This is a genomic window from Arthrobacter sp. NPDC080073 (assembly GCF_040686575.1).
Classification (GTDB): domain Bacteria; phylum Actinomycetota; class Actinomycetes; order Actinomycetales; family Micrococcaceae; genus Arthrobacter.
On sequence record NZ_JBFBKR010000006.1, the window covers coordinates 106,179 to 131,180 of the forward strand.

Here is a 25,002-nt window from a genome sequence, read left to right on the forward strand (position 1 = left end):
GAGTTCATGAAAGAATTGCCCCATGCCTGAAACCGTCGCCGCCGCTGTTACCCGTACGCCCTCTGGACGCCTGGCTCTCGCCGCGTCGCCTGAGCCGATCGCTCTGGGCCCGCTGGACGGCCGGTACCAGTCCGCCGTCGCTCCCTTGGTCGATTATTTGTCCGAGGCCGCTCTCAACCGCGACCGCGTGGCCGTCGAGGTCGAGTGGCTCATCCACCTGACCAGCAACAACGTACTTCCCGGCGCCGGGCCCCTGAGCACCGAACAGCAGGAGAAGCTGCGGGCCATCGTCACCGAGTTCGACTCCGCTTCGATCGCGGAACTCGCTGAAATCGAAGCCGTCACGGTCCACGACGTCAAGGCCGTTGAGTACTATATCGGCCGCCGCCTCCCCGCTATCGGTATCGAGAACCTGACCGCGATGGTGCACTTCGGCTGCACATCGGAAGACATCAATAACCTTTCCTACGCCCTGGGCGTCAAGGGTGCCGTGGAAAATGTCTGGCTCCCTGCTGCCAGCGCCTTGGTAAAGCAGATCGAAGCGATGGCCGAGGAGAACCGCGCCGTCCCGATGCTTTCCCGCACACACGGCCAACCGGCCACTCCCACCACTCTTGGCAAGGAACTGGCAGTCATCGCGCACCGCCTGAGCCGCCAGCTGGACCGCGTTTCCAAGACCCAGTACCTGGGCAAGATCAATGGCGCTACCGGCACTTATGCCGCACATGTCGCTTCCGTTCCCGGCGCCGATTGGGAGGCCGTGGCCCAGTCCTTTGTTGAAGGCCTGGAACTGACGTGGAACCCGTTGACCACGCAGATCGAGAGCCACGACTGGCAGGCCGAGCTCTATGCCGACGTCGCACGCTTCAACCGCATTCTGCACAACGTCTGCACGGACATCTGGAGCTACATCTCGATTGGCTACTTCCGGCAGATCCCGGTTGCCGGCGCCACCGGCTCCTCCACCATGCCGCACAAGGTCAACCCGATCCGCTTCGAAAACGCCGAAGCCAACCTGGAGATATCCAACGGATTGCTGGACACTCTGGGCGCGACGCTGGTTACCTCCCGTTGGCAGCGAGACCTCACTGATTCTTCCTCGCAGCGCAACATCGGCGTCGCATTCGGGCACTCGCTCCTTGCAATCTCGAATGTTGCCAAGGGACTGAAGGCCCTTGACGTTGCCGAGGAAGTGCTGGCAGCCGACCTCGATACCAACTGGGAAGTCCTGGGCGAGGCGATTCAGATGGTCATGCGCGCCGAGGCCATCGCCGGCGTCGAGGGAATGGAAAACCCGTACGAGCGACTCAAGGATCTCACCCGCGGTCAGCGTGTGGATGCCGTCCGCATGCAGGAGTTCGTCTCGAGCCTGGGGTTGTCTTCCGAAGCCGAAGCACGCCTCCTTGCACTTACTCCGGGCAAGTACACCGGTATCGCGGACCAGTTGGTGGACCACCTGAAGTAGAGCGAGCGCTGCGGACCCGGCGTTTCCGAATCGATGTAAGGAACTGTGCCAGCATGAGGCTCTTGCTTATCCGCCACGGGCAGACCCCCGGAAACGTCTTGGGGCAATTGGACACGGCGTTTCCCGGTCCGGGACTGACTGAACTCGGCGAACGTCAGGCCGCTGCGCTCCCGGAGTCCCTTGCCAACGAGGACATCACGGCCATCTACGCGTCCACGCTGGTTCGCACCCAGCTGACGGCCGCCCCCCTTGCAAAAGCCCTGGAGCTCGAGGCCACCGTGTTGCACGGCCTGCAGGAGATTGAAGCCGGAGCCCTGGAGAAGCTCACCGACCACGAATCGCACCACCGGTACATGAGCACCGTTTTCGCGTGGACGGACGGTGAACTCGACCTGCGCATGCCGGGCGCGGGTGATGGCCACGAGTTCTTCGCCCGCTACGACGCTGCCATTGCCAAGGTGGTAGCGGCAGGCGACCAGACCGCCGTCGTGGTCAGCCACGGTGCCGCGATCCGCTGCTGGGCAGGTCGCCGTGCCAGGGACGTCGGCCGCGAGTTCGCCGCCACCCACCAGCTGCAGAACACCGGAATCGTGGTGCTCGACGGCGACCCGGAGAGCGGCTGGCACCTGCTGCACTGGGACCAAAGCCCGGTAGGCGGACTCGCCTTGGCCGACCGGACGGCCGAAGATCCCACCGGCGACGCCATCGAATGACGGCTGCTTGGGCCCAACCCCAACGCACCCGTATTTCTCCGGACGCTTACGCGCAGGAAACACCGCGGTAACCCCCGCTTCCTAGGCTTGATAGGCATAACCCCCTCCGGCGAAAGAGGTTCCGATGCAGACCAATCCGCGGCTCAACATCAGACAGGTCACCTGGGCTAACCCGGTGGGTGCAGACCTCCGCGCGGCGCAGCAAGCGGAACTGGACGCACGTTTCGGCAACTCAGACCACGAGCCCGGACCCGCGCCGTCGGAAGCGGACACAGCCGTTTTTGTCGTTGCCTACGAAAAGTGCTCCGGCCAGCCCCTGGGTTGCGGAGGCCTACGGATTCTGGATGCCGAAACCGCCGAAATCAAGCGTCTATACGTCGTCCCGTACGCGAGGGGCTCAGGAGTGGCCAGCTCCATCCTTGCCGCGTTGGAAGCGCAGGCGCATGCCCACGGTTTCAGCATGATCACAGCGGAAGCGGGTTCGGCCCAATCGGACGGCCGCAGCTTCTACGAAAGCGCCGGTTTCGCCGCAGTGCCCAACTTCGGCCCTTACATTGGTGTCAGCCACTCGCAGTGTTACGCCAAACCGATCGATTCGCACAGCGCCTCGCACACTGCGATGGCCTAAGGACAGGTCGGCCTCCGCTCCAGCCCTGCTCTGCCGGGCCGCCGATCAGTCCAGGCTGCGTCCGCCCTGCCCCAGATGGGCCCGGTTCAGCGCCTCGATTTCTTCATCGCTCAGGTCGTCGAAGCTCCTGGCCTCGTGCTTGTCGCTCCGGGAGAACCGGACGAACATCAGGATGATGAGCGGGAGATCCACGATCTCCGCGAGGAACCACATCAGGTCTCCCGCGAGTTGCTGGTCCCGTAGCGGCGAGGGGAACCAGGCCGGCTGATTGCCCAAGACTGAGCTGGCGCCGTCGAGAATTCCCGGACTGAGCCGCATCAGGACTCCGGGCACCGCATCGGCGAGCAGCTCAATGAATACAAAAATGAACTCGACGACGATGAGCGATGAGGTGCGTCCCGCGCCGTCTTCCATGATCGGTACGCTCATGAGGAGTCCCATGGCGGGCACCAGCAGCGTCAGGATGACGTCGGCGGCGGGGTTGGTCCGGAGCACGTAGAAAAACGGAGTCAGGAACACTGTGAACATGGCGAGTCCCAGAAGCGCCGCCACGAGCGTGTTGCTGAGCATGCGGACGAGCCCGTGCCCGAGTACCGCTTCCAGCCTGGCAGCGCCCACGGGGCCAAGGGTCTGCCTTGCAAGGGTTAACGGCTTGCCCAGGCCAATCAACAGCGGCACCACAAACAGATAGGACGTCACTTTGAGGGTGAAAGCCCACCGCAGGTCGTGGCTGTACGTTCCCGGGAATCCAAAGCTGAGGACCGCGAAGCTGCCCAGGCCCAGGACGAAGAAGGCAAACGAGTTCCACAGAGGCCAGCGCGCATCCCGACGCTTGGCAGCAATCAGGCCCTTTGAATACAGGACGATTGCGGCAATAAGAATGGCCAGGGCAGGCCAGTTCATTGACCAGGTGCCCAACACGGCGTTCAACGGTGGCATGGTCAGTGGTCCACGTCGGAAGGCCGGGTGTTCAGCCCGGCACGGCGATGGGTTTTGTCGATCTTCATGGTGTTCCTCCAGCGCTTCCCGGTGTGCCGCATGGTGCGCGAATCGGCGTGTCGTGTTGTGCCCTGAACCGGGTGCACCCTATCCATGTTACGGAGTCGCGCCGAGCATGGCACACCGCAGGAGACGCGGGCGGCCGGCCTCGGCTAATCTCGCATTATGGAAAAGGCTGACATCACGTTCCGGACCCGCAAGTGGATACGTCCGGAGGACCTCAACGCCAACGGCACACTGTTCGGTGGAAGCCTGCTGAAATGGATCGACGAGGAAGCGGCAATCTACGCAATCCTCCAACTTGGAAACGGCCGCGCCGTCACCAAGTACATCTCCGAAATCAACTTTGTCAGCTCGGCCGTTCAGGGCGATCTAGTGGAGATGGGCCTGACCGCAGTCCGCTTCGGCCGGACGTCACTGACTATGCGCGCGGAAGTGCGCAACATGATCACCCGCGACAGCATCCTGACCATCGAGGAAATCGTGTTCGTCAACCTCGGGCACGACGGCCGGCCGGAACCGCACGGCTACACGGAAATCACCTATGACCGTGACCGCATCCCCACGCACCACCTGACGCAAGCGCTCCACGAGGACTGATCTGGCGGCCGCGAAATTCGCGGCCGCCAGCTTGCGGTCAGCGCCTGTCGAAGGTCAGACCGCCGGGGACCTGGAACGTCGGCATAAGTTCCAGCATGCCCACATTGACGTGGCGCGGGGTTTCGATGGCGTAGTCGAGGGCGTTGACGATGTCGTCAGTGGTCAGCGACTCGTAGCCTTCGTAGTAGGTCTTCCACGCTTCTTCCATGGCTTCAGGCGTACCGCCCATGTTCCGGCCGAAGATCTCGGTCTCCACCCTGCCGGGGCAGATCTCGGTCACGCGGATGCGCTTGCCGACCGTGTCATTCCTGAGCTGGCGGGAGATCTGGTGCACGGCTGCCTTCGTGGCGTGGTACACCGTGTGGCCGTAGAAGTTGTAGACGCCGGCGATCGAGCTGATGTTGATGATGTGGCCAAGGTCGCGCTCCACCATGCCCGGCAGGACCAGGCGCGTGAGCTGAAGCAGGCCGCGAAGGTTCACGTCGATGAGCTCGTCGATGTCCTGCTCGGACGAGTCCAGGAGGTTGCCGGGCCGGGAAACTCCCGCGCAGTTGACCAGCACGTCGACCTTCAGTTCGCTCACGACGGCGGTCAGCGCCGCTGTGTCGGTCAGGTCGACTACGTGCGGGATAGCACCCGTACGATCGGCCAGTTCGCTGAGGCGTTCCTCGTTGCGGGCCACGGCGTGAACGGTCAGGCCCCTCTTGGCCAGGCGCTCCGTGATCGCGGCACCCATACCGGTTGACGCTCCGGTGACGAGGGCGGTGTTGTAGTCGGAAAAAGACATCGGTTCTCCAAAGGGTGGAAATGGGAAGGCACGAACTGTGCCGGAGGTCAGCGGCGCCTAAGCGTCGCGCAGGGGTTCGTGGGCCCGGTCCTTGACCGTGCTCACGGCTGCAAGCGTGCCGAGGGCCGTGACGACTGCGTAGAAGGCCGGCATGTAGATGTTGCCCGTGCTGCTGATAAGCCAGGTCATCAGCAAAGGAGCCGTTCCGCCGAAGAGCGCGGAGGAGATGTTGTAGCCAAGTCCGTAAGCGGAGTACCGAACCCGGGTGGGGAACAGCTCAACGATCAGGATGTGGATGACGGCCGTGTGGCCGGCGAAGACGATGGCCATGATCGAGGCGCCGAGGAAGCCAGGCCCATGTTTCCGGTTGCGATGAGGGCGTAGGACGGGATGCCCAGGATGGTCATGGCGATGGCGGAGCCGGCGATGACCTTCTTGCGGCCGATACGGTCGGACAGGGCACCCATGAAGGGAATGGCGATGCAGATGACAACCAGGCTGCAGGCGGTGATGAACAGCGCCTCGCCGATGGTGAAGTTGAGCTGCTTGCCCTTGAGGAACGTAGGCATGTAGGAGAACAGGACGTAGTAGCCGGAGCCGTTCATGAGCGGGATGAAGAGGGCCAGAACCATGGCACGGCGGTGCTCAGCGGACTGGAAGGCTTCCTTGAGCGGGTTCCTGGAAAGGCCGCCCTCTTCCTTGAGCTTGGTGAAGTTGGGGGTGTCCGCGATGGCCTTTCGGATGTACCAACCGATGACGCCCATGGGAATGGCGACCAGGAAAGGAATGCGCCACGCGAAGGAGCCGAAGCCACCGCCGTCGATCGCGGCCTGGGTGAGCCAAGGAGACATGGAGAACGCCACGAGGGTACCGGTGAGCAGTGCTGCGAACGAAGCGATCTGTGCGTAGGAGGTGATGATGCCGCGCTTGCCTTCGGGGGCGTGTTCAGCGAGGAAGGTCATAGCGCCGGCGGCCTCGCCGCCAACCGAGAAGCCCTGCAGGAGCCGCAGGAGGACGAGCAGTATGGGCGCCGCTATGCCGATGGCCGCGTACGTCGGCAGGATCCCGATACCCGCGGTGGCGACGCTGATCAGCAGAATGACGAAGACCAGTAGCTTTTGCCTGCCGATCCGGTCACCCAAGTAGCCGCAAACAACTGCGCCAAGGGGCCGGACGAAGAACGAGACTGCGTAGCCGGCGAATACGAACAACAGGGCGTTGTCCGGGTTTCCCGGGGCAAGGAACACCAGGGCAAGCGTCCCGGCCATAAACGCGAAGATGCCGTTGTCATAAAGTTCCACGAAGATGCCAACGCAGCCTGCGGTGACAACCTTGCGCGTTTGACGGCCTGTGAGCCGTTCATGCTGCACTTGTGCAGCGTTGGTGTTAGCGGTCATGACGCTTCCTTCTTGATGTTGAGCGTAGCAACGCCTATTGGTTTTGACGACAGGTTTTTAGCTGCATGCCGCAACCGGGAGGTCCTGCCACTGGGGTCGGCATCCAATGCCAAGTAGTCCGAAGACTGTGTTGACGGATTCGCGGAGGGTATCAAGCTGTGCCCGCGAGCGCCGGTGGGCGGAAGTTGCCTCGGCCACCGTTGTTTTCCTGAAGTGGACCTTGTCGCCCGGGCGGGCTTGGGCAAGGACGTCCAGGCCATTACTGGTGACCACAGCGAGGACTGGATATCCGGCAGTGACGCCGCGTCCCCGATGCAGTACCAGCAGTTCTTCCCGGGAAGGAACCTCGACGGCGCCCACCGACACCCCGCGTGAAAGCACTTCACCGCTTGAGGTTCTTTCCGGAAGTTCACCGCCAAGCCTCAAGCCGATGTGGTTGCTCCGGCCGCTCACGGCGTATTCCGACGTGAAGAGCAACTCGGCGGAATCGCCAAACTCGGCGACATCCGGACCGTCGGTGACATCGACCATCAGTTCCTGCCCCATGTCCGGCCGTTCAAGACCAAGCCGGAAAAGCGGAAGGTCGAAGTACGGTTGGCGAACAGGACCCACGCTGCGGCGGGTCACGAGCGTGGTTCCTTCCTTGAGCTGGAGGCCAAAGCCCACAACGGTGTCCGGAGCACAACTGCCCAGCAGCGTAGGGGCCTCTACCGAACCATGGATGGCCAGGTAGGCGCGGAGGCCCCGGTTGATTCCCCGGATGGCCACCGTCTCGCCTGCACGGGCCGAAACCGGTTCCCACTGGCTGCACGGACGCCCACCAACGGTGAGTGTCAGGGGAGCCCCTGTGACCGCAATCAGGATGTCGGACTGCGCTTTCATCCTGAAGTCGAGGGCCGTGATCTCCACGAGCGGATCGTTGTCCGGGTTGCCGGCCAGGATGTTGGCGGCCCGGGCTGAGTACTGGTCCAAGGCGCCGTTGACCGGAAGTCCAAAGCGCGGTCCGCGGAAACGGCCAAGGTCTGTGACCACGGAGTTACCCGGTTGCTGGATGAGGATGTGCCCGCTCATGGCCTTGCTTCCAGTTCCTTGCCGAGGTATGAGTCGAAATCTCCGGCCTCGATGCGCCGGAACCGAAGAATGTCTCCGGGCTTGTAGGGGACCAGCGGTTCGCGACGAATGTTCAGGACGGTCAAAGGGGTCTGGCCGATGACGCACCAGCCACCGGGAGCCACTGCGGGTGCGATGACGGCCTGGCGTCCTGCCACTGCCACTGCCCCTGCCGGGACGCTGAGCCGGGGATCCTTGAGGCGCGGCACGGGCTTGGGGAACGCGGGGCCGTCCATCATGGGCGAGCCGGCCGGTGCACCGAGGCAGCGAACGGTGTAGGTCTTTTCGGTATGAAGGCGGATGACTTCCTCGGTGGAGATGTTCTGGTATTCGGCTACTTTCTCCAGGTCGGGACCATATTCGCCGCCGTAGACCACAGGAACGTCAAATTCACGGGCTGCTGCTGCATTGCCGGCGGACCGGCCCATTTCGAGAAGTCCCAGCTTCACGAACGCGCGCACCTGGCGGGCCGACACCAGGACGGGGTCGAATTCCACCAGCACGGAATCATAGGTAGGTACCGCGCCATGAAGGCCTTCGGCGCCACAGCTCTCCAGCCAGTCAGCGAGACGGTGGACTGTGAGCCAGTTGTCCTCGCTTGCTTCAGCAAGGGCGACGACGCGCAGTGCGGAGTCTCCGGATTCGTAGATCTCGGTGGGAGCCGTTGTGAGAACGGACATGTCAGGCCGCCTTCCTCTTGGCATCCATGACCTCGGTCAGGGGGGCGATACGGACGCCGGCCGAAATGAGCTCCGAGCGGATGAACCGGGCGAGCTCGACGGCTCCTGGATTGTCCCCATGAAGCAGGACAGTGTCAGTGGCGATGTCGATGTCAGTGCCGTTGGCGCACCGGATCTTGCCCTCGCACACCATGCGGACGGTTCGCTCGACGATGGCCGAGGGATCGTGGAGTACGGCACCGGGCTGGCTGCGCGGGACCAGTGTCCCGTCTTCCTGGTAGGCACGATCGACGATGCCGACGATGGCCACGTCCAGGCCGGCGGAACGTGCCGCCTTGGCCAACTCGCCCTCCTGCGCGACCACGATGAGTTCGTTGTCCACGCGGGCGGCGGCCTCGGCTACGGCCTCAGCGTAGTCCGCTCGGACAGCGACGAGATTTCCCAGCCGGCCGTGCGGCGCGATGTGGGTCACCTTGGTTCCGTGGAAGGCTGCGAAGCCGTTCAGGGCCCCCAGCTGGTACAGCACATCCGCGCGCACCTCGTTGGCAGACAGACCCATGTCCCGGCGGCCGAATCCACGCAGGTCCGGGAAGCTCGGGTGGGCTCCAATACCTACCCCGCGGCGAACGCATTCAGCAACGGTAGCGTCCATGATGTCGGGATCGCCGGCGTGGAACCCGCAAGCGATATTGGCGCTTGAAACGATCTCCAGAAGATCGGTGTCGCTGCCTATCGTGTAGGCACCGAATCCCTCTCCAAGATCCGCTACAAGATCAATTATCGGGTTCACGTGGTTCTCTTTCCGTGGTTCTGCATAGGGTGTTTGGATATTCCATACAAACGCCGAAATATCGGAAGAATTCAGTTGCCCGTTCGATTGAAAGTGTTTGGCTAAAATCTTCAATCAGAGGAACTGTCGATAATTCTTTGGTGATAGAAGTCTCGCATCGACGAACTTCGGGCACAAAGACCTATTCGCTATCACGGGATAGCTCCCGGTTATGACCTACGGCACACATGCTGCTGGCATTGACCGGGTGCCGCCGCGGCCGGAGGGTGATGCGCCCGGAAGTCTCATAGGGTGCTCTTTACGTGAGGAACGATTTGTGGGGCAGCGCGCCAAGTGCGTCTATATTTGGGTATCGGGACAATTGGTTGATGGGGAGTCAACGAACTTCCGGTAAGGATTGGGAAACGCCACCACGGGGATGTGGATCTCAAATTAGCCGCTGAGAGACAGGTCACACAAAGACGGATTGTGTGTGCCTACATAGAATTTCCTTATGGCATCCAGGCTCCGATTGAGGGCCCAGAGGAAGGCAAACCCATGGACACGCGGAAGCTCTCATATTTTGTAAAGATCGTCGATTCGGGGAGCATCACCAAGGCTGCCGCCGCGCTCCACGTCGCCCAGCCTGCCCTCAGCCAGCAGGTTTCGGCGCTGGAAAGCGACTTGAAGCAACGCCTGCTGATCCGCAGCAAGCAAGGAGTCGAGCCGACCGCCGCGGGACACACCCTCTATCGCCACGCCCAGACCATCCTGCGGCTCGTCGAACAAGCGCGGCAGGATGTAGCGACGTCCGGGGCCGCGCCGTCCGGCAGGGTGTCCATCGCGATCGCACCGTACAGCATGGCCTCCAGCCTGACGCCGCAGATTATCCGCGAGGTCGGCCGGCGTTACCCGGACATTGTGGTGCACCTGACGGAGATCTTCGGCGGCGTATTGAGCGAGGCGATCAAGAACGGCCGCCTCGACATGGCGCTGATCTATGAACCAGGGAAGATCCGCGGAGTGCAGTTCACCACGATGATTGTGGAAGACCTGCACTTGGTGACCAATGAAGACGTCGACGTGGCCAATGGGCGAACAACGGTCACGCTTGAAGAGGCCAGCACCCTCGGACTATTCCTCCCCGAAAAGAACCACACCCTGCGCCAGATCATCGAGAAGGGACTGGCCGACCAAGGACTGCCCCTGCGGCTCGTAGGCGAAGTGGAATCGGTTCCGTCGCTTGTTCGGCTCATCCGCGCAAACCTCGGGGCCACCGTCCTTCCAAAGTCCGCCGCTGATGCGCTTTTCCCCGATGAGAACTTCAAGGTGTTGCGGATTGTCGAACCGGCCCTGCAGAGCAAGATTGCCCTGTGCACCCCGGACCATGAGCCGCTGTCCGAGGCCGCCTCTGCCGTGCTCATCCTGGTCAAGGAGATGCTCCAGCAACAGTTGATCAGCAAATACGCGGCCGATCCATCCGAGGCTTGATCCATAACGTTGCCTTATCCGGACAGACGTCTTTGGTCTTATTCACCGTCGCTTTTATTTCCTATTATCGAATTAGCAAGTAATTCGAAGCGGCTCACGGATTCCGTGAACCCAATCAAAGGAACAGCGGTGAAAAAGATCAGCCAGACCCGGCGGGTTTCGAATCCAACCCTCGGAGCGATCAGTGCACGGACGGGATTCCACTGCCCAAGGAACGGTTTCTGGCGTCCCGTGGGTGGGGTGGGCGAACCCCTCTTTGTCTTCGAAGGAAGCCTCATGCCGGCCCACGCCGGACACAGCATCGAATGGTATCTGGTCGATGCCCGGCCAGGATACTCCGGGCTGGACTGACTCGGCAGCCCGCCGTCGTCGGCTTCCCTCTCCACTGCACGATTCAAGGCGCCTTGCCCCCGGCAAGGCGCCTTCTTCGTGCCCGGAAAGACGCGCAAAAGGCCGGCCACCGTATTCGGTGACCGGCCCAAGCTGGAAAATCAGTCTTCTACCAGAAGGCCCTTGGCCTTCAGCTTCTCCGTCAGTCCGCACAACTCGATGGTGGTGCCTCCGGCGTGGTAGGCCTTAATAAGCTCGCGTTCGGCATCGTCGCGGGCCTGCGAGAGCGCAATGACTTCTTCTGCTTCCTCACGGCGCACTACCACGACGCCGTCAGCGTCACCGCGGAGGATATCGCCGGGGTAGACGATCTCATCGCCGAAGACGAGCGGGTGGTTGATCGGCCCGAGGGTTTCCTTTACCGTTCCCTTGATGCACACGCTGCCCGAGAACACCGGGAGGCCGAGTTCGATGAGGTCCTGGGTGTCCCGCACGCCGGAATCCGTCACCATCGCCGCAATGCCCTTGGCTTTCATGGCATTGCCCAAGACGTCGCCGAAGGTTCCGGCGTCGGAAAATTCCTGCGCGCCGACCAGGACCACGTCACCTGCCTGGGCGTAGTGGATGGCGACCTGCAGCATGAGGTTGTCCTGCGGGGCACAGGCCACTGTCACGGCCGGGCCGCAGAACGACATGGAGCGGTCGATGGGCTTGATCTTGGAACTCAGGGCGCCCCTGCGGCCCTGGGCTTCGTGGATGGTCGCGGAGGAGAACGCCGCAAGGCGGCTGACGACGTCGGCGTCCGGCCTCTGGAATTTGGTCTTTACGTGGATCATTTCCTGAATCTTTCTCTTGGCTGGCTTCCGGGGTGCCCGGAGGGTCTAATTGAGGGCGCTGACTGCCTTGCGGATCGAGTGCACGCCGGCGTTGATGGTCTCCAGCGATGTGGCGAAGGAGATACGGAAGTACGGGCCAAGGCCATACGCGGAGCCCTGGATGACGGCAACCGAGGCCGCGTTGAGGAGGTACAGCGTGAAGTCCTGGTCGTTTTCGATGACGGTGCCGTCCGGAGCGGTTTTGCCGATGACGCCGCTGCAGTTCACGTACGCATAGAAGGCACCGTCGGCCGGCGCGACAGACAGTCCGTCAATGGCGTTGAGGCCTTCGACCGCGACGTCCCGGCGCTTGCGATACACCTCCACGCTGTCCCGGACGAACGACTGGTCACCGTTCAGCGCGGCTGCCGCGGCTGCCTGGCTGACCGACGAAGGGCAGGAGGACGTCTGCGACTGCAGCTTGTTCATGGCGGCGATCAAAGGCACCGGCCCCACGCCGTAGCCAAGGCGCCAACCGGTCATGGCGTACGCCTTGGAGACACCGTTGACCAGCAGGATGCGGTCACGCAGGGAAGGAACCGCCGTAACGAGGCTCGTTACCCGGCCGTCGCCGAAGTGGATTTCGTCGTAGATTTCGTCGGTGAGGATGTAGACGTGAGGGAATTCCTCAAGCACGGCGCCGAGCGCCCGCAGTTCTTCGCGTGAGTAGACGGCTCCCGTCGGGTTGGACGGAGCGTTGAGGATGAGCCACTTGGTCTTGGGCGTGATGGCTTCCTTCAGGGCGGCCGGCGTGAGCTTGAAGCCCGTCTCTTCTCCGCAGGCGACGATCACGGGCGTGCCGTCGTTGGCGAGGACCATGTCCGGGTAGGACACCCAGTACGGTGCCGGGACGATGACCTCGTCGCCCTCGTTGAGCGATGCCATGAGGGCAACGTAGAGGACCTGCTTGGCACCGCCGCCGATGGTCAGCTGGTTCGCTGCGTAGTGCACGCCGGTGTGGTTTTCAATCCGGCGGAGGATGGCGGTCTGCAGCTCGGGCGTTCCGGTCACCGAGGTGTATTTGGTCTCGCCGGCGTTGATCGCTTCGATAGCGGCCGCCTTGATGTGGTCGGGGGTGTCGAAGTCCGGCTCGCCGACGGTCAGGTCGATGATCGGGATGCCTTCGGCTCGTAGTTCACGGACGCGGGCGGCGGCCGCAACGCTTGCTGAGGACTTGATGCGTGTGACCCTCGACGCCGGCAGGTACTCGGACATTGTCTTCTCCAGAATCGTGAAACTCAGGATTCGGGTGTCGAATCCCCAATTTCGAGACTAGGCACTGCCGGGCGCCATGGATAAGACCTAATGTGCGTGGACCAATAAGAGACCCTTATGACCGCGGCTCTTTCGGGGCCCGTCAGCCACCGGCAGGTACACCTACCGGGCCAAGGCGCCAGTGGCGCGTGAGGACCGTGCACCGGCCACTGGTGAACACGACAAGCTCATCCAGTCGCTCACAGCCCATAAGCAACTCTTATCCCAAGCAACAAGCACCATCAGGGCCCTGACCGCTACCCGCAACGAGATGATCGCCCAGGCCCTTGAAGATGGGCTCAGCGTGGCGACCATCTCCGCCGTGACCCGGGAGAACATGCGTGCCGTCCGGACAATCGGACTAGCGTATGGTGACCTTCATCCGAGCGGCCTTTCGCGCGGCTCCCATCTCGACGCTTTGAAGGCCAAGAGTGCTGATCTCCACACGGCCGAAGAACACAGGGGACGGATCGAGAAGCGCAGGGAGGCCCTGATCGTCATGGCCCTCCGCAGCCGGGCCTGCGATGACATCGAACTTGCATCGCTGACCGGTCTCACGCCGGACCACATCCGCAAGGCCACCCGCCGGATCCGACGGCCCGCCTAGGCCTCGCCTCCTCATTCTTTCTTTGCCGGAGGCGTCCTGCAGCTGAACAGTTCCTGTGTTCCTGTTTTCCTGGCGATGAGCACTGTCAACGCGCGGGCCGACGTTGAAATCGGTTCAAAATGTTGGATCGATCGCGCACCGACGTTCCAGATGCGTTTCACGCCAAGCACCCGGTCGTTCTCATCCGTGGCAACCAAGGGCGGACTTCCCTGCCCTGCCACGGGCCTGCGTTTCCAGCACAGACTGACCACCGTCGCGTGCTCCCAGAATTCCACCGCCGTGACGAAGAATTCGCGCCCCTCATCATCCAGGAACAGCCCGGACTGCGGGACGTAAACCGCCCGAAGATCGTACTCCACGGGGGCTGAACGCCTCGCTACCGGCGGGTGGGCAACGGCTGCGGTTTGTTGAGGATTGAGATCTGGTTGCGGGACCACGGCATGCTCCATTGAAGTTGCGGACGACCCCCTCCTCGTCCGCCCCCAAGCGGCCTCGGGATATCCAATGTAGCTCCGTCCAAGCACCTCCGGAAGAGTACCGACTACCTACCTAGTTCAGTAGCTCGACGGGGTGTCACGTGTCCCGCCAAAGGGCGCTCCGCCGTCGGGGGCTGTCGGGACGAACTTGTCCGCGAGGGCTTCCGTGCCGCGCGCCAGCAGCGCGACATCCGCGCCGACCAGCACGAACGACGCCCCGGCGTCCATATACGCACGCGCCGTGGCTTCGTTGAAGGCGTTGACGCCGGCGGGCTTGCCTGCGGTCTTTGCCGCCATAAGGCAGTGCTCGACGGCGGCGCGCACCTTCGGGTGTTCTTGCTCGCCGAGCAGGCCCATGGACGCGGCGAGGTCGGAGGGCCCGAGGAAGATGGCGTCGACGCCGTCGACCGCCAGGATCTCTTCCACGTCGGCGACGGCGGCCTCGGTTTCGATCTGGACCGTGACGCTGATGGTCTCGGCGGCGCGGGCGAGGTAGCCCGGGATGCGGTTCCAGCGCGAGGCCCGCGCCAGGGCCGAGCCCACGCCGCGGACTCCGTGCGGCGGGTAGCGGACAGCGGCGACTGCGGCCTTCGCCTCCGCGGCGGAGTTGACCATGGGGATGAGCAGGTCCTGCACGCCCAGGTCCAGGTATTGCTTGAGTAGCACGGTGTCGTTGACCGGAGGACGGACCACGGCCTGGACGGGGTAGCCGCGGACGGCCTGGAGCTGGGCCAGGATGGATTCCAAGCCGTTGGGGCTGTGCTCGGCGTCGATCAGGAGCCAGTCCAGACCGGCCCCGGCGCACAGTTCGGCGATGAGCGGGCTGCCCGAACACACCCACATCCCGGCGAGGGGCCGGTTCGCGGCGGCCAGGGCTTCGCGGAACGTGCGGTCTGGTTCTACTTGAACCGGCATGTGACAACTCCCAGGGGTCCGTAGTCGGCGTGGACGGTATCGCCTTTGTACACCCAGAGCGGGCGGGTGAAGGAGCCGGCGAGGATGATTTCCCCGGCTTTCAGCCCGTCCCCGTGCGGAGCGATCTTGTTAACGAGCCAGTGCACGCCGTTGGCCGGATGGTCCAGGACGCCCGCGGCGACGCCGGTCTCCTCCACGGTCTGGTTCTTGTACAGGATCGCCGAGACCCAGCGGAGGTCGACGGCGTCCGGGCGGACCGGGCGCCCGCCCACCACCATGGCACCCATGGCCGCGTTGTCCGAGATGGTGTCCACGATGGTCCGGCCCTCCATCTCGATCCGCGAATCCAGGATCTCCAGGGCCGGAACCACATAGTCCGTGGCGTTCAGGACGTCGAAGATGGTGCAGCCCGGCCCGCAGAGGTCCTTCTTGAGCACGAACGCCAGCTCGACCTCCACCCGCGGGTGGGTGAACTGGTCCCACGCCACGGAGCACCCGGTCTCCAGGACCATGTCGTCGAAGATCGCGCCGTAGTCCGGTTCCGTGATGCCCGTGGCGGCCTGCATGGCCTTGGACGTCAGCCCGATCTTGCGGCCCACCAGCGTGCGCCCGGCGTCCTCGTTCCGGCGACGCCACAACTGCTGCACGGCGTAGGAATCCTCCACCGTCATCTCCGGGTAGCGGGCAGTCAGGCGCGGAACCGGGGTCCGGGACCGGCCTGCCTCCAGCAGTTCGTCCGCAATGGTTTCTATCGTCTTCGGGTCAAGCATCTCCACACTCCGTTCGGCCATCCTGCGGTCAGCATACGTTGAGGGCTGTGGGCCTAGAGCTGCGAGCCGACCTTGAAGCCCTTCTTTTCACCGGCGGGTCCGTCCTCGGGCTGGCGGGTGTAGGAGAAGCCGTCGGCACCGACGGTGACCGCCATTTCGCTCTTTTCCTCGCGGATGATGACCGGCTGCGGGTTGCCGTCCAGGTCCAGGACGAGGGAAGCCTCGGTGTACCAGGACGGGACCACGGGGTTGCCCCACCAGTCGCGGCGCTGGTTGTCGTGCACGTCCCAGGTGACCGTGGGGTTGTCCGGGTCCCCGGTGTAGTAGTCCTGGGTATAGATCTCGATGCGGTGCCCGTCCGGGTCCAGGATGTACAGGTAGAAGGCGTTGGAGACGCCATGCCGGCCGGGGCCGCGTTCGATCCGGTCGCTGATGCGCAGGGCGCCCATCTTGTCGCAGATCTGGATGATGTTGTGCTTCTCGTGCGTCGAGAACGCGATGTGGTGCAGGCGGGGGCCGTTGCCGCCGGTGAGGGCGGTGTCGTGCACGGTCTGCTTGCGGTGCATCCACGCGGCGTACGTGACGCCGTCGGAATCCTTGATGTCTTCGGAGACGCGGAAGCCGAGGTCCTCAAGGTACTTCCGGCCCCGCGGGACATCGGGGGTGACCTGGTTGAAGTGGTCCAGGCGCACCAGTTCCCCGGCGGAGTAGAGGTCGTAGCGCTGGGTGAGCCGTTCGACGTGCTCCACGTCGTAGAAGAACTCGTACGGGAAACCCAGCGGATCCTCGACGCGGACGGAGTCGCCGACGCCCTTGGTGAAGCCATCCTTCCGGCGCTCCACCCGGCAGCCGAGCTCGCGGTAGTAGGCCTCGGCGGCGTCCACCTCTGCCGGGGACTTCACCCGGTACGCGAATGCGGCTGCTGCGGCCACCGGTCCCTTGCGCAGGACAAGGTTGTGGTGGATGAACTCCTCGAAGGAGCGCAGGTAAATGGTGTCTTCGTCTTCCTCGGTGACGTGCAGGCCCAGGAGGTCAACGTAGAACTCACGGGACTTGGCAAGGTCCGTGACCACGAGTTCGAGGTAGGCGCAGCGGACGATGTCCGGCGCCGGGACGGTGGGAGTGGGAATCGGGGGGGTGGGGACGAAATCGGTCATGGGGTTCTCTCTTCTTTGAAAGGGGTCTTTGGTGTTCGGTACCCAACTGACTCGCAGTAGGTGTCGTTTTGGAGCCTCATAACGACAACAAGTGCGAGTTAGTTGGGTTAGGCGCCGAATTTGGGGGTGTGGACAGCGCCAAGGGTGATGTGCACGGCCTGCTGGTCGGTGTAGAAATCGATGGAGCGGTAGCCGCCCTCGTGGCCCAGGCCGGAAGCCTTGACGCCGCCGAACGGGGTGCGGAGATCGCGGACGTTGTGGCTGTTGAGCCACACCATGCCGGCCTCGACGTTCTGCGCGAAGTTATGGGCGCGGGTCAGGTTCTGGGTCCAGATGTAGGCCGCCAGGCCGTATTTGGTGTTGTTCGCGAGGGCGAGGGCTTCGTCGTCGTTCTCGAACGGCGTGATCGCGACGACGGGGCCGAAGATCTCCTCCTGGAAGATCCGCGCGTCGGGCGCGACGTCGGCGAACACGGTCGGCGCAATGTAGTTGCCTTCCGGGAGGTGTGCCGGGCGGCCGCCGCCGGCGAGCAGCCGGCCTTCGGACTTGCCGATCTCCACATACGAGGCGACCTTTTCGTAGTGCTCCGGGTGGACGAGGGCGCCGACCTGGGTCTTGGGGTCGTGCGGGTCCCCGACGACGATGTTCTTCGCGCGGGCCGCGTACTTTTCGCAGAACTCGTCGTAGATGGCGCGTTCGACGAGGATGCGCGAGCCGGCGGTGCAGCGTTCCCCGTTGAGGGAGAAGACCCCGAACAAGGCCGAGTCGATCGCGGCGTCCAGGTCGGCGTCGGCGAATACGACGCACGGTGACTTGCCGCCCAGCTCCATGGACAGGCCCTTGAGGTTGGCAGCGGCGTTGCGGAAGATCGTCTGACCCGTGGTGGTCTCCCCGGTGAAGGAGATCAGCGGCACGTCCGGGTGCTTCACGAGGGCGTCGCCGGCTTCCTCGCCGAGGCCGTTGACCAGGTTGAAAACGCCGTCGGGCAGTCCAGCGTCCTTGAAGATCTGGGCCCAGAGCGAGGCCGAGAGCGGCGTGAACTCGGCCGGCTTGAGGACCACGGTATTGCCGGTGGCCAGGGCCGGGGCGAGCTTCCAGGACTCGAGCATGAACGGGGTGTTCCACGGCGTGATGAGGCCCGCGACGCCGATCGGCTTGCGGTTCACGTAGTTGATCTGCGAACCCGGTACCTTCATGGCGTCGTCGAACTGGGCCACGATCAGGTCCGCGAAGAAGCGGAAGTTCTCTGCCGCACGCAGGGCCTGGCCCTTGGCCTGGGTGATCGGCAGGCCGGTGTCGAAGGTTTCGAGCTCGGCGAGGCGCTCTTCCTGGGCTTCGACGGCGTCGGCGATCCTGTTCAGGACGCGGGCGCGTTCGCGCGGCTTCATCTTCGGCCACGGACCGTTGACGAACGCTTCGCGGGCTGCGGCGACGGCGAGGTCGATGTCTTCCTTTTGCCCGGCCGCTGCGGTGGCGTAGTTGGTGTTGGAGACCGGGTCCAGGACGTCGAAGGTCTTCCCGGACACCGAGTCAACGAACTTGCCGTTGATGAAGTGCTGGATGTGGGTGGGAAGGTCCTTCGGGACGTAATGGGTGGTGGTTTCTGGTGCAGTGAACGTCATTGTCTTTTCCTTTGCTATTGCAACGCGGGGTCACTTACGGCCCATGTTGAGCCGTTTAATGGGCGCTAAGTGACCCCGCGTTGCTTTGTGCGAGGTACGCGTCCAGGGTGGCGGAGCGGTGGCGGCGGGCGGCTTGTTCGATGGTGTCGGGGTCGGCGTTGCCTTCAATGAGCTGAAGCAGCGCCTCGTGCTCCTTGACGGATTCCTGCGCACGGCCGGGGACGAAGCGGAACGTCGAGGCCCTGATCGATGCGAGCCGGTTCCAGCCCCGGTGCACGAGGTCCAGGATGTGCGGATTGGGACAGTGTTCAAAGAGCACGCTATGGAAATCCTGGTTCAGCGCAGTGAAGCGGACGGGATCAAAATGCTCCAGGCAATCGCGCATCTCCGCGTTCACCGCACGGGCCCGGGCAATGTCCGCTGCGCCGATCAGCGGTGCGGACAACGCCGTCGCGGCCCCCTCGATGATGCTCAGGGTCTGCATCGTGTACAAGTACTCGGTGGGGTCGATTCCGGAGACCGTGGCGCCGACGTTGCGCTCGAACTTCACGAGCCCCTCGGCCTCCAGGCGCCGGATCGCCTCCCGGACCGGGACCACGCTCACGCCCAGGTCCTCGGCGATCTTCGCCAGCACCAGCCGGTAACCCGGAGTGTAGGTGCCCTCCACGATGCGGGCCTTCACGGCCGCATACGCCTGCTCGGACTTGCTCCCGACGGCGGTTTCAGTCACCTTGGGCTCCTTCCCACTGCTCGTAGCGGGCGCGCCACTGAGCGTTCATCGGATAGAGGCCGTCCACGCTGTTGCCCTGCTTGACCATTTCGAAGATGAAGGATTCTTCCTTCTCCTGCTCGATGCACTCATCCACGAGTTCCCCGGCGATGGCCGGCGGGATCACCAGGATGCCGTCCGAGTCGGCCACGATGATGTCCCCGGGCTGGACCGTGGCCCCGCCGCAGGCGATGGTGATGTCCGTGTCCCACGGGATGTGGCGCCGGCCCAGCACGGCGGGGTGCGGGTTGGCGAAGTAGGTGGGCATGTCCAGTCCTGCCACAGCGGAATAGTCGCGCACTCCACCGTCGGTGATGATGGCCGCGGCACCGCGCATTTGGGCACGCAGCGCCAGGATGTCGCCCACGGTCCCGGTGCCCTTTTCGCCCCGGGCCTCCATGACCAGGATTTCGCCTTCGTTGACGGAATCAATGGCCCGTTTCTGCGCGTTGAAACCGCCGCCATGGGTTGCGAACAGGTCCTCGCGGTTGGGCACGTAACGCAGGGTCCGCGCGAGCCCGACGACGCGGCGGTCCGGACGGGTGGTCTGCAGCCCGTCGATGCTCACGTTGTTCAGCCCTCGCTTGCGCAACTGGCTGGACAAGGTGGCAGTCGCGACGCTTTCGAGCTTCTTCTTCAGCTCCGGGCTCAGTGCCGGCGCCGGTTTTTCCAGCGGCGCTAAACCCGCCGCTTCCCGCGAACCGTAGGCCTCTTCCCGCTGGGTGTCATCGGCCTTGGGCCGGGCGCCGAAGTCCGCGAACGGCGTCGTACCCTCCGTGACTGTGGTGGTGAGGCGGCCGCTACTGAAATCACCGGCGGTCACTTCAACCTCGACGACGTCGCCGGGCTGGGCGACCGAGGCGCCGGCCGGGGTACCGGTCAGGATGATGTCGCCGGTTTCGAGAGTGAGCAGCTGGGAGAGATCGGCCACGAGGCACGCGAAGGGGAACAGGAGCTCTTCGGTGGTGTCGTCCTGGACGAGTTCGCCGTTGTGCCAGGCGCGGACGCGCAATTGGGAGGGGTCGACGTCGGCGGCCGGGATGAGCGCGGGACCTACCGGGGTGAAACCATCGCCGCCCTTGGACCGGAGGTTGGAACCCTTGTCGGCGTAGCGCAGGTCATAGACGCCGAGGTCGTTGCTGGCAGTCACCCACTCGACGTGGCTCCAGGCCTCCTCCATGCTTACGCGGCGGGCAGGCTTGCCGATGACCAGCGCGATCTCGCCCTCGTAGCCGAGGAGTTCGCAGCCAGCGGGGCGCTCCACCGCTGAGCCGCTGAGAGCAAGGGACGAGGACGGTTTCAAAAAGTATGACGGCTGCTCCGGCGTACGGCCGCGCTGGGCCGCCCGGCTGGGGTAGTTGATATGCACCGCGATGACCTTTCGGGCCGCGGCCAGGATGTGGTCGGTGACCTGTTCCAAGTTTTACTCCTCATCGAGTACGAAATCGTATACGATAACTATGACTCGGGAGTTTCGGGACGTCAACCCCAGGCAGAGCCCGTGACTTGGGCCTTGTAGCCCACATCACCCCTGCCGTACAGTTGGAATCCAATTCAGGGTTCAAATGGAGAATTTACAGTTCTATAGTTGAACAACCGCACAATGAAGTGAGGAAAGCCCATGCAGTTCCACCACCACGGATATGTCTCCGGCGACCCGCGAGTTCAGCCGGCGGCCGGCGTCGGCATCGATAGACCGGACGAACTTCCCGACGAAGTCGACGTGCTCATCGTGGGCAGCGGGCCAGCCGGCATGCTCGCCGCCGCGCAGTTGTCCCAGTTCCCCGGAGTCACAACCCGCATCGTGGAGCGCCGCCCCGGGAGGCTCGCGATCGGCCAGGCCGACGGCATCCAGGCCCGAAGCGTGGAGACCTTCCAGGCCTTCGGATTCGCCGAACGGATCATCGCCGAGGCGTACCGGATCACCGAGATGGCGTTCTGGAAGCCGGACCCCGTGGATCCCTCGCGCATCATCCGGACCGCCCGCGCCCTCGACGATCCGACCGGTGACATCAGCGAATTCCCGCACCTCATCGTCAACCAGGCGCGCGTGCTGGACTACTTCGCCGAGTTCATGGCGAACTCCCCCAGCCGCATGTCTCCCGATTACGGATACGAATTCCGCGGCCTCAAGGTCAGGGGTGAGGGGGACTACCCCGTCACGGTTACCCTTCTCCACACCGCCGGACCCAACGAAGGCCAGGAGCGCATTGTCCGGGCCAAGTACGTCGTGGGCGCGGATGGCGCGCGGAGCAAGGTGCGGGAGTCGATCGGCTGCACCCTCGCCGGCGACCAGGCGAACCACGCCTGGGGCGTCATGGACGTCCTTGCCGTCACGGACTTCCCGGATATCCGGACGAAGTGCGCCATCCAGTCCGGCACGGGCGGCAGCATCCTGCTGATCCCGCGCGAAGGCGGCCACCTCTTCCGGATGTACGTCGACCTGGGTGAAGTGGACCCCAACACCAAGGGCGCAGTGCGCAGCACCACGATCGAGCAGATCATCGCCAAAGCCAACGACATCCTCCACCCCTACACGCTCGATGTGCGCAACGTCGCCTGGCACAGCGTCTACGAAGTGGGCCACCGCCTCACCGACCGGTTCGACGACGTCCTGCCGGACGAGCGCGGCACTCGCACGCCACGCGTGTTCATCACCGGCGATGCCTGCCACACCCACAGCGCCAAAGCCGGGCAGGGCATGAACGTCTCCATGCAGGACGGCTTCAACCTGGCCTGGAAGCTCGGACACGTGCTCGAAGGCCGCAGCCCGGAAAGCCTCCTGTCCACATACTCGGCCGAGCGGCAAGTCGTTGCCAAGAACCTCATCGACTTCGACAAAGAGTGGTCCACGCTCATGGCGAAGAAGCCCGAGGAATTTGAGGACCCCACCGAGTTGGAGAACTTCTACGTCAGCACGGCAGAGTTCCCTGCCGGCTTCATGACCCATTACGCCCCCTCGCCGCTCGTCGCCGAGCCAACACACCAAGACCTGGCCACGGGATTCACCATCGGCAAGCGTTTCAAGTCCGCGCCGGTGGTTCGCGTCTGCGACACCAACCCGCTGCAACTCGGCCACCAGGCCACCGCGGACGGACGGTGGCGCATCTATGTCTTCGCGGACAGCGCACCGGCCGGTTCCTCCGGAGCAGTGGCGGACTTTGCCGAGTGGATCGCGAACTCGACGGACTCGCCGCTGGCCGCAACGCCGTCGGGCGCCGACCGTGACGCATGGTTCGACGTGAAGGTGATCTATCAGCAGGAGCACACGGGCGTCGACATCGGGGCCGTGCCGGAGGCATTCAAGCCTCAGGTCGGGCCGTTCAAGCTCACGTACCTCGAGAACGTCTACGGCACCGACCCTTCGGCTGACATCTTCGAACTGCGTGGCCTGGACCGGAACGGCGTCGTGGTTGCGGTGCGGCCGGACCAGTATGTGGCGAACGTCTTGCCCTTGACCGCGACGGCGGAACTCGCCGCGTTCTTCGCTCCCCTCCTTCGATCGGGACGGACTGCGGCAGTGTGAGCTGTGTGAGCTGTTGGGGACGCGGGCGCACCGGCTGCGGAAGGGTTCATTCTGTCGGTGGCCCGTCGTAGGGTACCGGCATGGACATCATCTTGGTTCCGGGATTCTGGTTGGACGCTTCTTCGTGGTCGGAGGTCACGCCGCCGCTCGTTGCTGCTGGGCACACGGTCCACCCGCTCACACTGCCTGGGCTGGAGGCGGTTGACGCCCCGAGGTCCGGCATCGGCCTCAGGGATCACATCGACGCCGTGGTGGCGGCTGTCGACGCTGTTGGCAATCCCGTTGTACTGGTCGGCCACTCCGGCGGCGGGGCCATCATCCACGGCGCTGTCGACGCCCGCCCGGATCGCGTGGTCCGGGCGGTGTATGTGGACAGCGGCCCCCTTGGCGAGGGCGGAGTCATCAACGACGAATTGCCGGTTGAGGGAGATTCCGTGCCCTTGCCCCAATGGGAGCTTTTCGAAAGTGAGGACCTCGTGGACCTCACTGACGAACTGCGGGCCGCCTTCCGCGCACGTGCCATCCCGGAACCAAAGAACGTGGCCACCGATAAACAACGCTTGCACGATGTGCGCCGATACGATGTTCCGGCCACCATCATCGCGTGCGAGTTCCCCTCCAGCCTGCTGGGCGAATGGATCGAGTCCGGCCACCCCTTCGTGGCCGAGCTCGCACGCATCAACGATGTCGAATTCATGGATCTGCCCACCGGGCACTGGCCGCAGTTGACCAAGCCGATTGAGCTCGGGGAAGCCATTCTTGCGGCGGTTGAGCGGAGGGGCTAGTCGCGGAAGCCATCACCCTTGACAAGATCCGAGGATGGAATGAATGATACGAGCCTCACCTGCTTCGTCCTTTCCGGTGGACGATAGCTGAAGTTGTGTCCGACATTGTCGAAAGAGTCTGTTGACAGTATTCGTGTGGGCGTGTTTTTCAGTCGGGTTGGTTGGGTTGCTCCTGAACTGGATGAGTGTGATCGGAACGCTGATAGTTCCCCGGCCGCTGCACAGCAACCTTTCACGGCTGACCCACAGGGTCACTGCGAAAATCTTCATTGCCATCACAAAACCCGTCACCTCTTACGAAGCACGCGATCGGATCCTTGCCTGGCAGTCTCCGATGTCGCTGTTCGTCCGCCTGCTTTTTTGGGTGATCCTGTTCGATCTGTCATTCAGCCTCCTGCTCCTTCCATTCGTCGATGGTGACTATTGGCAAGCTGCAAGCGAGGCCGGCTCCGCAATGTTCACGCTTGGCTACGCTGCCCCAACGAATGTCGGCAACACGGTGCTGGTTTACGTCGCCGCTTATACCGGGTTGATTGTCATCGCTTTGCAGATCGGTTACTTGCCAACGCTCTATGCAGCCTTCAATAGACGTGAAGCGGAGGTAACGCTCCTGGTATCGAGGGCAGGCTCACCCTCGTGGGGGCCGGAGCTTCTGGTGCGCACGCGGTTTGGCATGGCCGCTCAAACCAGCACCAGCGAACTCAGCGAGCTTTACCAAAGGTGGGAGCGATGGGCTGCAGACGTAGCCGAATCACACAGCACCTACCTCACGTTGGTATGGTTCCGTTCACCTTCACCGCAATCGAACTGGCTCAACTCCCTCCTCAGCGTCATGGACGCGGCCGCGTTGCAGCTTTCCTTGAGTCCGGGGTCTGCCCCGAGCACCCGGGCGCGGCTGGTCCTTCGGATGGGGTTCACCTGCCTGAACCAAGTGGCGCGGGCCATTCGTATCCCCGTCGAGGAAGACCCGGACCCCGATTCCGAACTCGATGTGACTTTCGAGGACTTTCAAGCGGCCGTGGAGCTCATGCGGACCGTCGACTATCCGGTTGAGGTGACGGCGGAACAAGCGTGGCCCCACTTCAGGGGCTGGCGCGTCAACTACGAAAAGGTCGCATACGCACTCGCCTACGCGATCGACGCCCCGCCATCGATGTGGAGCGGCCCGCGACGCTTCGCGTCCGAGCCGATCATGCCGCACCGGCCCAAGAACCGCACGTCAAAGGACGTCAAGCCAGACGACCCGCAAATGATTGCCCCGAGGAAGACAGGGTGAC

General features: G+C 63.6%; 26 protein-coding genes. 10 read left to right on the forward strand and 16 right to left on the reverse strand.

Annotation, left to right across the window (positions count from 1 at the left end; translation table 11 throughout):
• Nucleotides 1–22 precede the first annotated feature (22 nt).
• The 3 genes from purB to AB0O52_RS09510 all read left to right on the forward strand — a co-directional run bounded on the left by purB (nt 23) and on the right by AB0O52_RS09510 (nt 2,806).
• A complete protein-coding gene (gene purB / locus AB0O52_RS09500) occupies nt 23–1,465 on the forward strand; it encodes an adenylosuccinate lyase (protein WP_364536657.1) in 1,443 nt (480 codons plus the stop codon).
• A 53-nt stretch (nt 1,466–1,518) separates the two neighbouring features.
• Nucleotides 1,519–2,178 (forward strand): histidine phosphatase family protein, encoded by a 660-nt coding sequence (locus AB0O52_RS09505; RefSeq protein WP_364536660.1) that lies wholly within the window; start codon nt 1,519–1,521, stop codon nt 2,176–2,178.
• Nucleotides 2,179–2,302: 124 nt separating this feature from the next.
• Nucleotides 2,303–2,806 (forward strand): GNAT family N-acetyltransferase, encoded by a 504-nt coding sequence (locus AB0O52_RS09510; protein ID WP_234751783.1) that lies wholly within the window; start codon nt 2,303–2,305, stop codon nt 2,804–2,806.
• A gap of 45 nt (nt 2,807–2,851) precedes the next feature.
• On the opposite strand, the gene AB0O52_RS09515 is transcribed toward AB0O52_RS09510, so the two are convergent.
• Entirely contained in the window at nt 2,852–3,745 is an 894-nt protein-coding gene (locus AB0O52_RS09515; RefSeq protein ID WP_364536664.1) for a cytochrome c oxidase assembly protein, read from the reverse strand.
• Between the two features lie 225 nt (nt 3,746–3,970).
• Between AB0O52_RS09515 and AB0O52_RS09520 the strand changes: the two genes are divergently transcribed.
• A complete protein-coding gene (locus AB0O52_RS09520) occupies nt 3,971–4,405 on the forward strand; it encodes a hotdog domain-containing protein (RefSeq protein ID WP_084784486.1) in 435 nt (144 codons plus the stop codon).
• Between the two features lie 37 nt (nt 4,406–4,442).
• Here the strand turns inward: AB0O52_RS09520 and AB0O52_RS09525 are convergent, their stop codons facing one another.
• From AB0O52_RS09525 to AB0O52_RS09550, 6 genes are read right to left on the reverse strand one after another with little or no spacing between them, the layout of a single operon-like run.
• Nucleotides 4,443–5,192 carry an SDR family oxidoreductase gene (locus AB0O52_RS09525; protein WP_078107213.1) on the reverse strand — a complete coding sequence of 250 codons (750 nt, stop codon included), beginning with the start codon at nt 5,190–5,192 and terminating at the stop codon, nt 4,443–4,445.
• Between the two features lie 57 nt (nt 5,193–5,249).
• Nucleotides 5,250–5,522, reverse strand: coding sequence for an MFS transporter (locus tag AB0O52_RS09530; RefSeq protein ID WP_364536669.1), 273 nt, complete (start codon nt 5,520–5,522; stop codon nt 5,250–5,252).
• Nucleotides 5,477–6,589, reverse strand: coding sequence for an MFS transporter (locus tag AB0O52_RS09535; protein WP_364536672.1), 1,113 nt, complete (start codon nt 6,587–6,589; stop codon nt 5,477–5,479). The genes AB0O52_RS09530 and AB0O52_RS09535 overlap by 46 nt, the downstream gene beginning before the upstream one ends.
• A 57-nt stretch (nt 6,590–6,646) precedes the next feature.
• A complete protein-coding gene (locus tag AB0O52_RS09540) occupies nt 6,647–7,660 on the reverse strand; it encodes an allophanate hydrolase (RefSeq protein WP_364536675.1) in 1,014 nt (337 codons plus the stop codon).
• Nucleotides 7,657–8,379, reverse strand: a complete 723-nt coding sequence (locus tag AB0O52_RS09545) for a carboxyltransferase domain-containing protein (protein ID WP_364536678.1) — start codon at nt 8,377–8,379, stop codon at nt 7,657–7,659. Before AB0O52_RS09545 ends, AB0O52_RS09540 begins: the two co-directional genes overlap by 4 nt.
• 1 nt (nt 8,380) lies before the next feature.
• The gene (locus tag AB0O52_RS09550; RefSeq protein ID WP_364536681.1) at nt 8,381–9,169 is read right to left on the reverse strand and encodes a 5-oxoprolinase subunit PxpA; all 789 of its coding nucleotides are present in this window, start codon (nt 9,167–9,169) and stop codon (nt 8,381–8,383) included.
• 537 nt (nt 9,170–9,706) lie between these two features.
• On the opposite strand from AB0O52_RS09550, the gene AB0O52_RS09555 reads away from it, so the two are divergent.
• Both AB0O52_RS09555 and AB0O52_RS09560 read left to right on the forward strand, forming a co-directional pair.
• Entirely contained in the window at nt 9,707–10,639 is a 933-nt protein-coding gene (locus tag AB0O52_RS09555) for a LysR substrate-binding domain-containing protein (RefSeq protein ID WP_364536684.1), read from the forward strand.
• A gap of 129 nt (nt 10,640–10,768) precedes the next feature.
• Nucleotides 10,769–10,990: a hypothetical protein gene (locus AB0O52_RS09560; RefSeq protein WP_364536687.1), complete on the forward strand. Its 222-nt coding sequence runs from the start codon at nt 10,769–10,771 to the stop codon at nt 10,988–10,990.
• Between the two features lie 140 nt (nt 10,991–11,130).
• On the opposite strand, the gene AB0O52_RS09565 is transcribed toward AB0O52_RS09560, so the two are convergent.
• Both AB0O52_RS09565 and AB0O52_RS09570 read right to left on the reverse strand, forming a co-directional pair.
• On the reverse strand, nt 11,131–11,805 hold the full coding sequence (locus tag AB0O52_RS09565; RefSeq protein ID WP_364536690.1) for a 4-carboxy-4-hydroxy-2-oxoadipate aldolase/oxaloacetate decarboxylase: 675 nt from the start codon (nt 11,803–11,805) through the stop codon (nt 11,131–11,133).
• 45 nt (nt 11,806–11,850) lie between these two features.
• Complete coding sequence (locus tag AB0O52_RS09570) at nt 11,851–13,059, reverse strand: aspartate transaminase (protein WP_364536693.1); 1,209 nt, start codon at nt 13,057–13,059, stop codon at nt 11,851–11,853.
• Between the two features lie 181 nt (nt 13,060–13,240).
• Between AB0O52_RS09570 and AB0O52_RS09575 the strand changes: the two genes are divergently transcribed.
• The gene (locus AB0O52_RS09575; RefSeq protein WP_364536696.1) at nt 13,241–13,705 is read left to right on the forward strand and encodes a hypothetical protein; all 465 of its coding nucleotides are present in this window, start codon (nt 13,241–13,243) and stop codon (nt 13,703–13,705) included.
• Nucleotides 13,706–13,716: 11 nt separating this feature from the next.
• On the opposite strand, the gene AB0O52_RS09580 is transcribed toward AB0O52_RS09575, so the two are convergent.
• The 7 genes from AB0O52_RS09580 to AB0O52_RS09610 form a co-directional block, all read right to left on the reverse strand.
• The gene (locus AB0O52_RS09580; RefSeq protein ID WP_364536699.1) at nt 13,717–14,142 is read right to left on the reverse strand and encodes a hypothetical protein; all 426 of its coding nucleotides are present in this window, start codon (nt 14,140–14,142) and stop codon (nt 13,717–13,719) included.
• A 117-nt stretch (nt 14,143–14,259) separates the two neighbouring features.
• Nucleotides 14,260–15,096, reverse strand: a complete 837-nt coding sequence (locus AB0O52_RS09585; RefSeq protein ID WP_364536702.1) for an HpcH/HpaI aldolase/citrate lyase family protein — start codon at nt 15,094–15,096, stop codon at nt 14,260–14,262.
• Nucleotides 15,081–15,866: a 2-oxo-hept-4-ene-1,7-dioate hydratase gene (gene hpaH, locus AB0O52_RS09590; RefSeq protein ID WP_364536705.1), complete on the reverse strand. Its 786-nt coding sequence runs from the start codon at nt 15,864–15,866 to the stop codon at nt 15,081–15,083. The genes AB0O52_RS09585 and hpaH overlap by 16 nt, the downstream gene beginning before the upstream one ends.
• A gap of 53 nt (nt 15,867–15,919) precedes the next feature.
• Nucleotides 15,920–17,023: a 3,4-dihydroxyphenylacetate 2,3-dioxygenase gene (gene hpaD, locus AB0O52_RS09595; protein WP_364536708.1), complete on the reverse strand. Its 1,104-nt coding sequence runs from the start codon at nt 17,021–17,023 to the stop codon at nt 15,920–15,922.
• Between the two features lie 107 nt (nt 17,024–17,130).
• The gene (hpaE, locus tag AB0O52_RS09600; protein WP_364536711.1) at nt 17,131–18,645 is read right to left on the reverse strand and encodes a 5-carboxymethyl-2-hydroxymuconate semialdehyde dehydrogenase; all 1,515 of its coding nucleotides are present in this window, start codon (nt 18,643–18,645) and stop codon (nt 17,131–17,133) included.
• 55 nt (nt 18,646–18,700) lie between these two features.
• Nucleotides 18,701–19,375, reverse strand: coding sequence for a GntR family transcriptional regulator (locus AB0O52_RS09605; RefSeq protein WP_364536714.1), 675 nt, complete (start codon nt 19,373–19,375; stop codon nt 18,701–18,703).
• A complete protein-coding gene (locus AB0O52_RS09610; protein WP_364536716.1) occupies nt 19,368–20,834 on the reverse strand; it encodes a fumarylacetoacetate hydrolase family protein in 1,467 nt (488 codons plus the stop codon). The genes AB0O52_RS09605 and AB0O52_RS09610 overlap by 8 nt, the downstream gene beginning before the upstream one ends.
• Before the next feature lie 201 nt (nt 20,835–21,035).
• On the opposite strand from AB0O52_RS09610, the gene AB0O52_RS09615 reads away from it, so the two are divergent.
• From AB0O52_RS09615 to AB0O52_RS09625, 3 genes are all read left to right on the forward strand, one after another.
• Entirely contained in the window at nt 21,036–22,940 is a 1,905-nt protein-coding gene (locus AB0O52_RS09615) for an FAD-binding monooxygenase (RefSeq protein WP_364536719.1), read from the forward strand.
• An 80-nt stretch (nt 22,941–23,020) separates the two neighbouring features.
• Nucleotides 23,021–23,725, forward strand: coding sequence for an alpha/beta hydrolase (locus tag AB0O52_RS09620; protein ID WP_364536722.1), 705 nt, complete (start codon nt 23,021–23,023; stop codon nt 23,723–23,725).
• A gap of 181 nt (nt 23,726–23,906) precedes the next feature.
• Nucleotides 23,907–25,001 carry a hypothetical protein gene (locus tag AB0O52_RS09625; RefSeq protein WP_364536725.1) on the forward strand — a complete coding sequence of 365 codons (1,095 nt, stop codon included), beginning with the start codon at nt 23,907–23,909 and terminating at the stop codon, nt 24,999–25,001.
• Nucleotide 25,002: the final 1 nt, after the last annotated feature.

Coding starts and splice junctions, on each gene's coding strand:
- purB (WP_364536657.1), top strand. CDS start 23: ATGCCTGAAACCGTCGCCGCCGCTGTTACCCGTACGCCCTCTGGACGC.
- AB0O52_RS09505 (WP_364536660.1), top strand. CDS start 1,519: ATGAGGCTCTTGCTTATCCGCCACGGGCAGACCCCCGGAAACGTCTTG.
- AB0O52_RS09510 (WP_234751783.1), top strand. CDS start 2,303: ATGCAGACCAATCCGCGGCTCAACATCAGACAGGTCACCTGGGCTAAC.
- AB0O52_RS09515 (WP_364536664.1), bottom strand. CDS start 3,745: ATGCCACCGTTGAACGCCGTGTTGGGCACCTGGTCAATGAACTGGCCT.
- AB0O52_RS09520 (WP_084784486.1), top strand. CDS start 3,971: ATGGAAAAGGCTGACATCACGTTCCGGACCCGCAAGTGGATACGTCCG.
- AB0O52_RS09525 (WP_078107213.1), bottom strand. CDS start 5,192: ATGTCTTTTTCCGACTACAACACCGCCCTCGTCACCGGAGCGTCAACC.
- AB0O52_RS09530 (WP_364536669.1), bottom strand. CDS start 5,522: ATGGCCATCGTCTTCGCCGGCCACACGGCCGTCATCCACATCCTGATC.
- AB0O52_RS09535 (WP_364536672.1), bottom strand. CDS start 6,589: ATGACCGCTAACACCAACGCTGCACAAGTGCAGCATGAACGGCTCACA.
- AB0O52_RS09540 (WP_364536675.1), bottom strand. CDS start 7,660: ATGAGCGGGCACATCCTCATCCAGCAACCGGGTAACTCCGTGGTCACA.
- AB0O52_RS09545 (WP_364536678.1), bottom strand. CDS start 8,379: ATGTCCGTTCTCACAACGGCTCCCACCGAGATCTACGAATCCGGAGAC.
- AB0O52_RS09555 (WP_364536684.1), top strand. CDS start 9,707: ATGGACACGCGGAAGCTCTCATATTTTGTAAAGATCGTCGATTCGGGG.
- AB0O52_RS09565 (WP_364536690.1), bottom strand. CDS start 11,805: ATGATCCACGTAAAGACCAAATTCCAGAGGCCGGACGCCGACGTCGTC.
- AB0O52_RS09570 (WP_364536693.1), bottom strand. CDS start 13,059: ATGTCCGAGTACCTGCCGGCGTCGAGGGTCACACGCATCAAGTCCTCA.
- AB0O52_RS09585 (WP_364536702.1), bottom strand. CDS start 15,096: ATGCCGGTTCAAGTAGAACCAGACCGCACGTTCCGCGAAGCCCTGGCC.
- hpaH (WP_364536705.1), bottom strand. CDS start 15,866: ATGCTTGACCCGAAGACGATAGAAACCATTGCGGACGAACTGCTGGAG.
- hpaD (WP_364536708.1), bottom strand. CDS start 17,023: ATGACCGATTTCGTCCCCACCCCCCCGATTCCCACTCCCACCGTCCCG.
- hpaE (WP_364536711.1), bottom strand. CDS start 18,645: ATGACGTTCACTGCACCAGAAACCACCACCCATTACGTCCCGAAGGAC.
- AB0O52_RS09615 (WP_364536719.1), top strand. CDS start 21,036: ATGCAGTTCCACCACCACGGATATGTCTCCGGCGACCCGCGAGTTCAG.
- AB0O52_RS09620 (WP_364536722.1), top strand. CDS start 23,021: ATGGACATCATCTTGGTTCCGGGATTCTGGTTGGACGCTTCTTCGTGG.
- AB0O52_RS09625 (WP_364536725.1), top strand. CDS start 23,907: ATGAGTGTGATCGGAACGCTGATAGTTCCCCGGCCGCTGCACAGCAAC.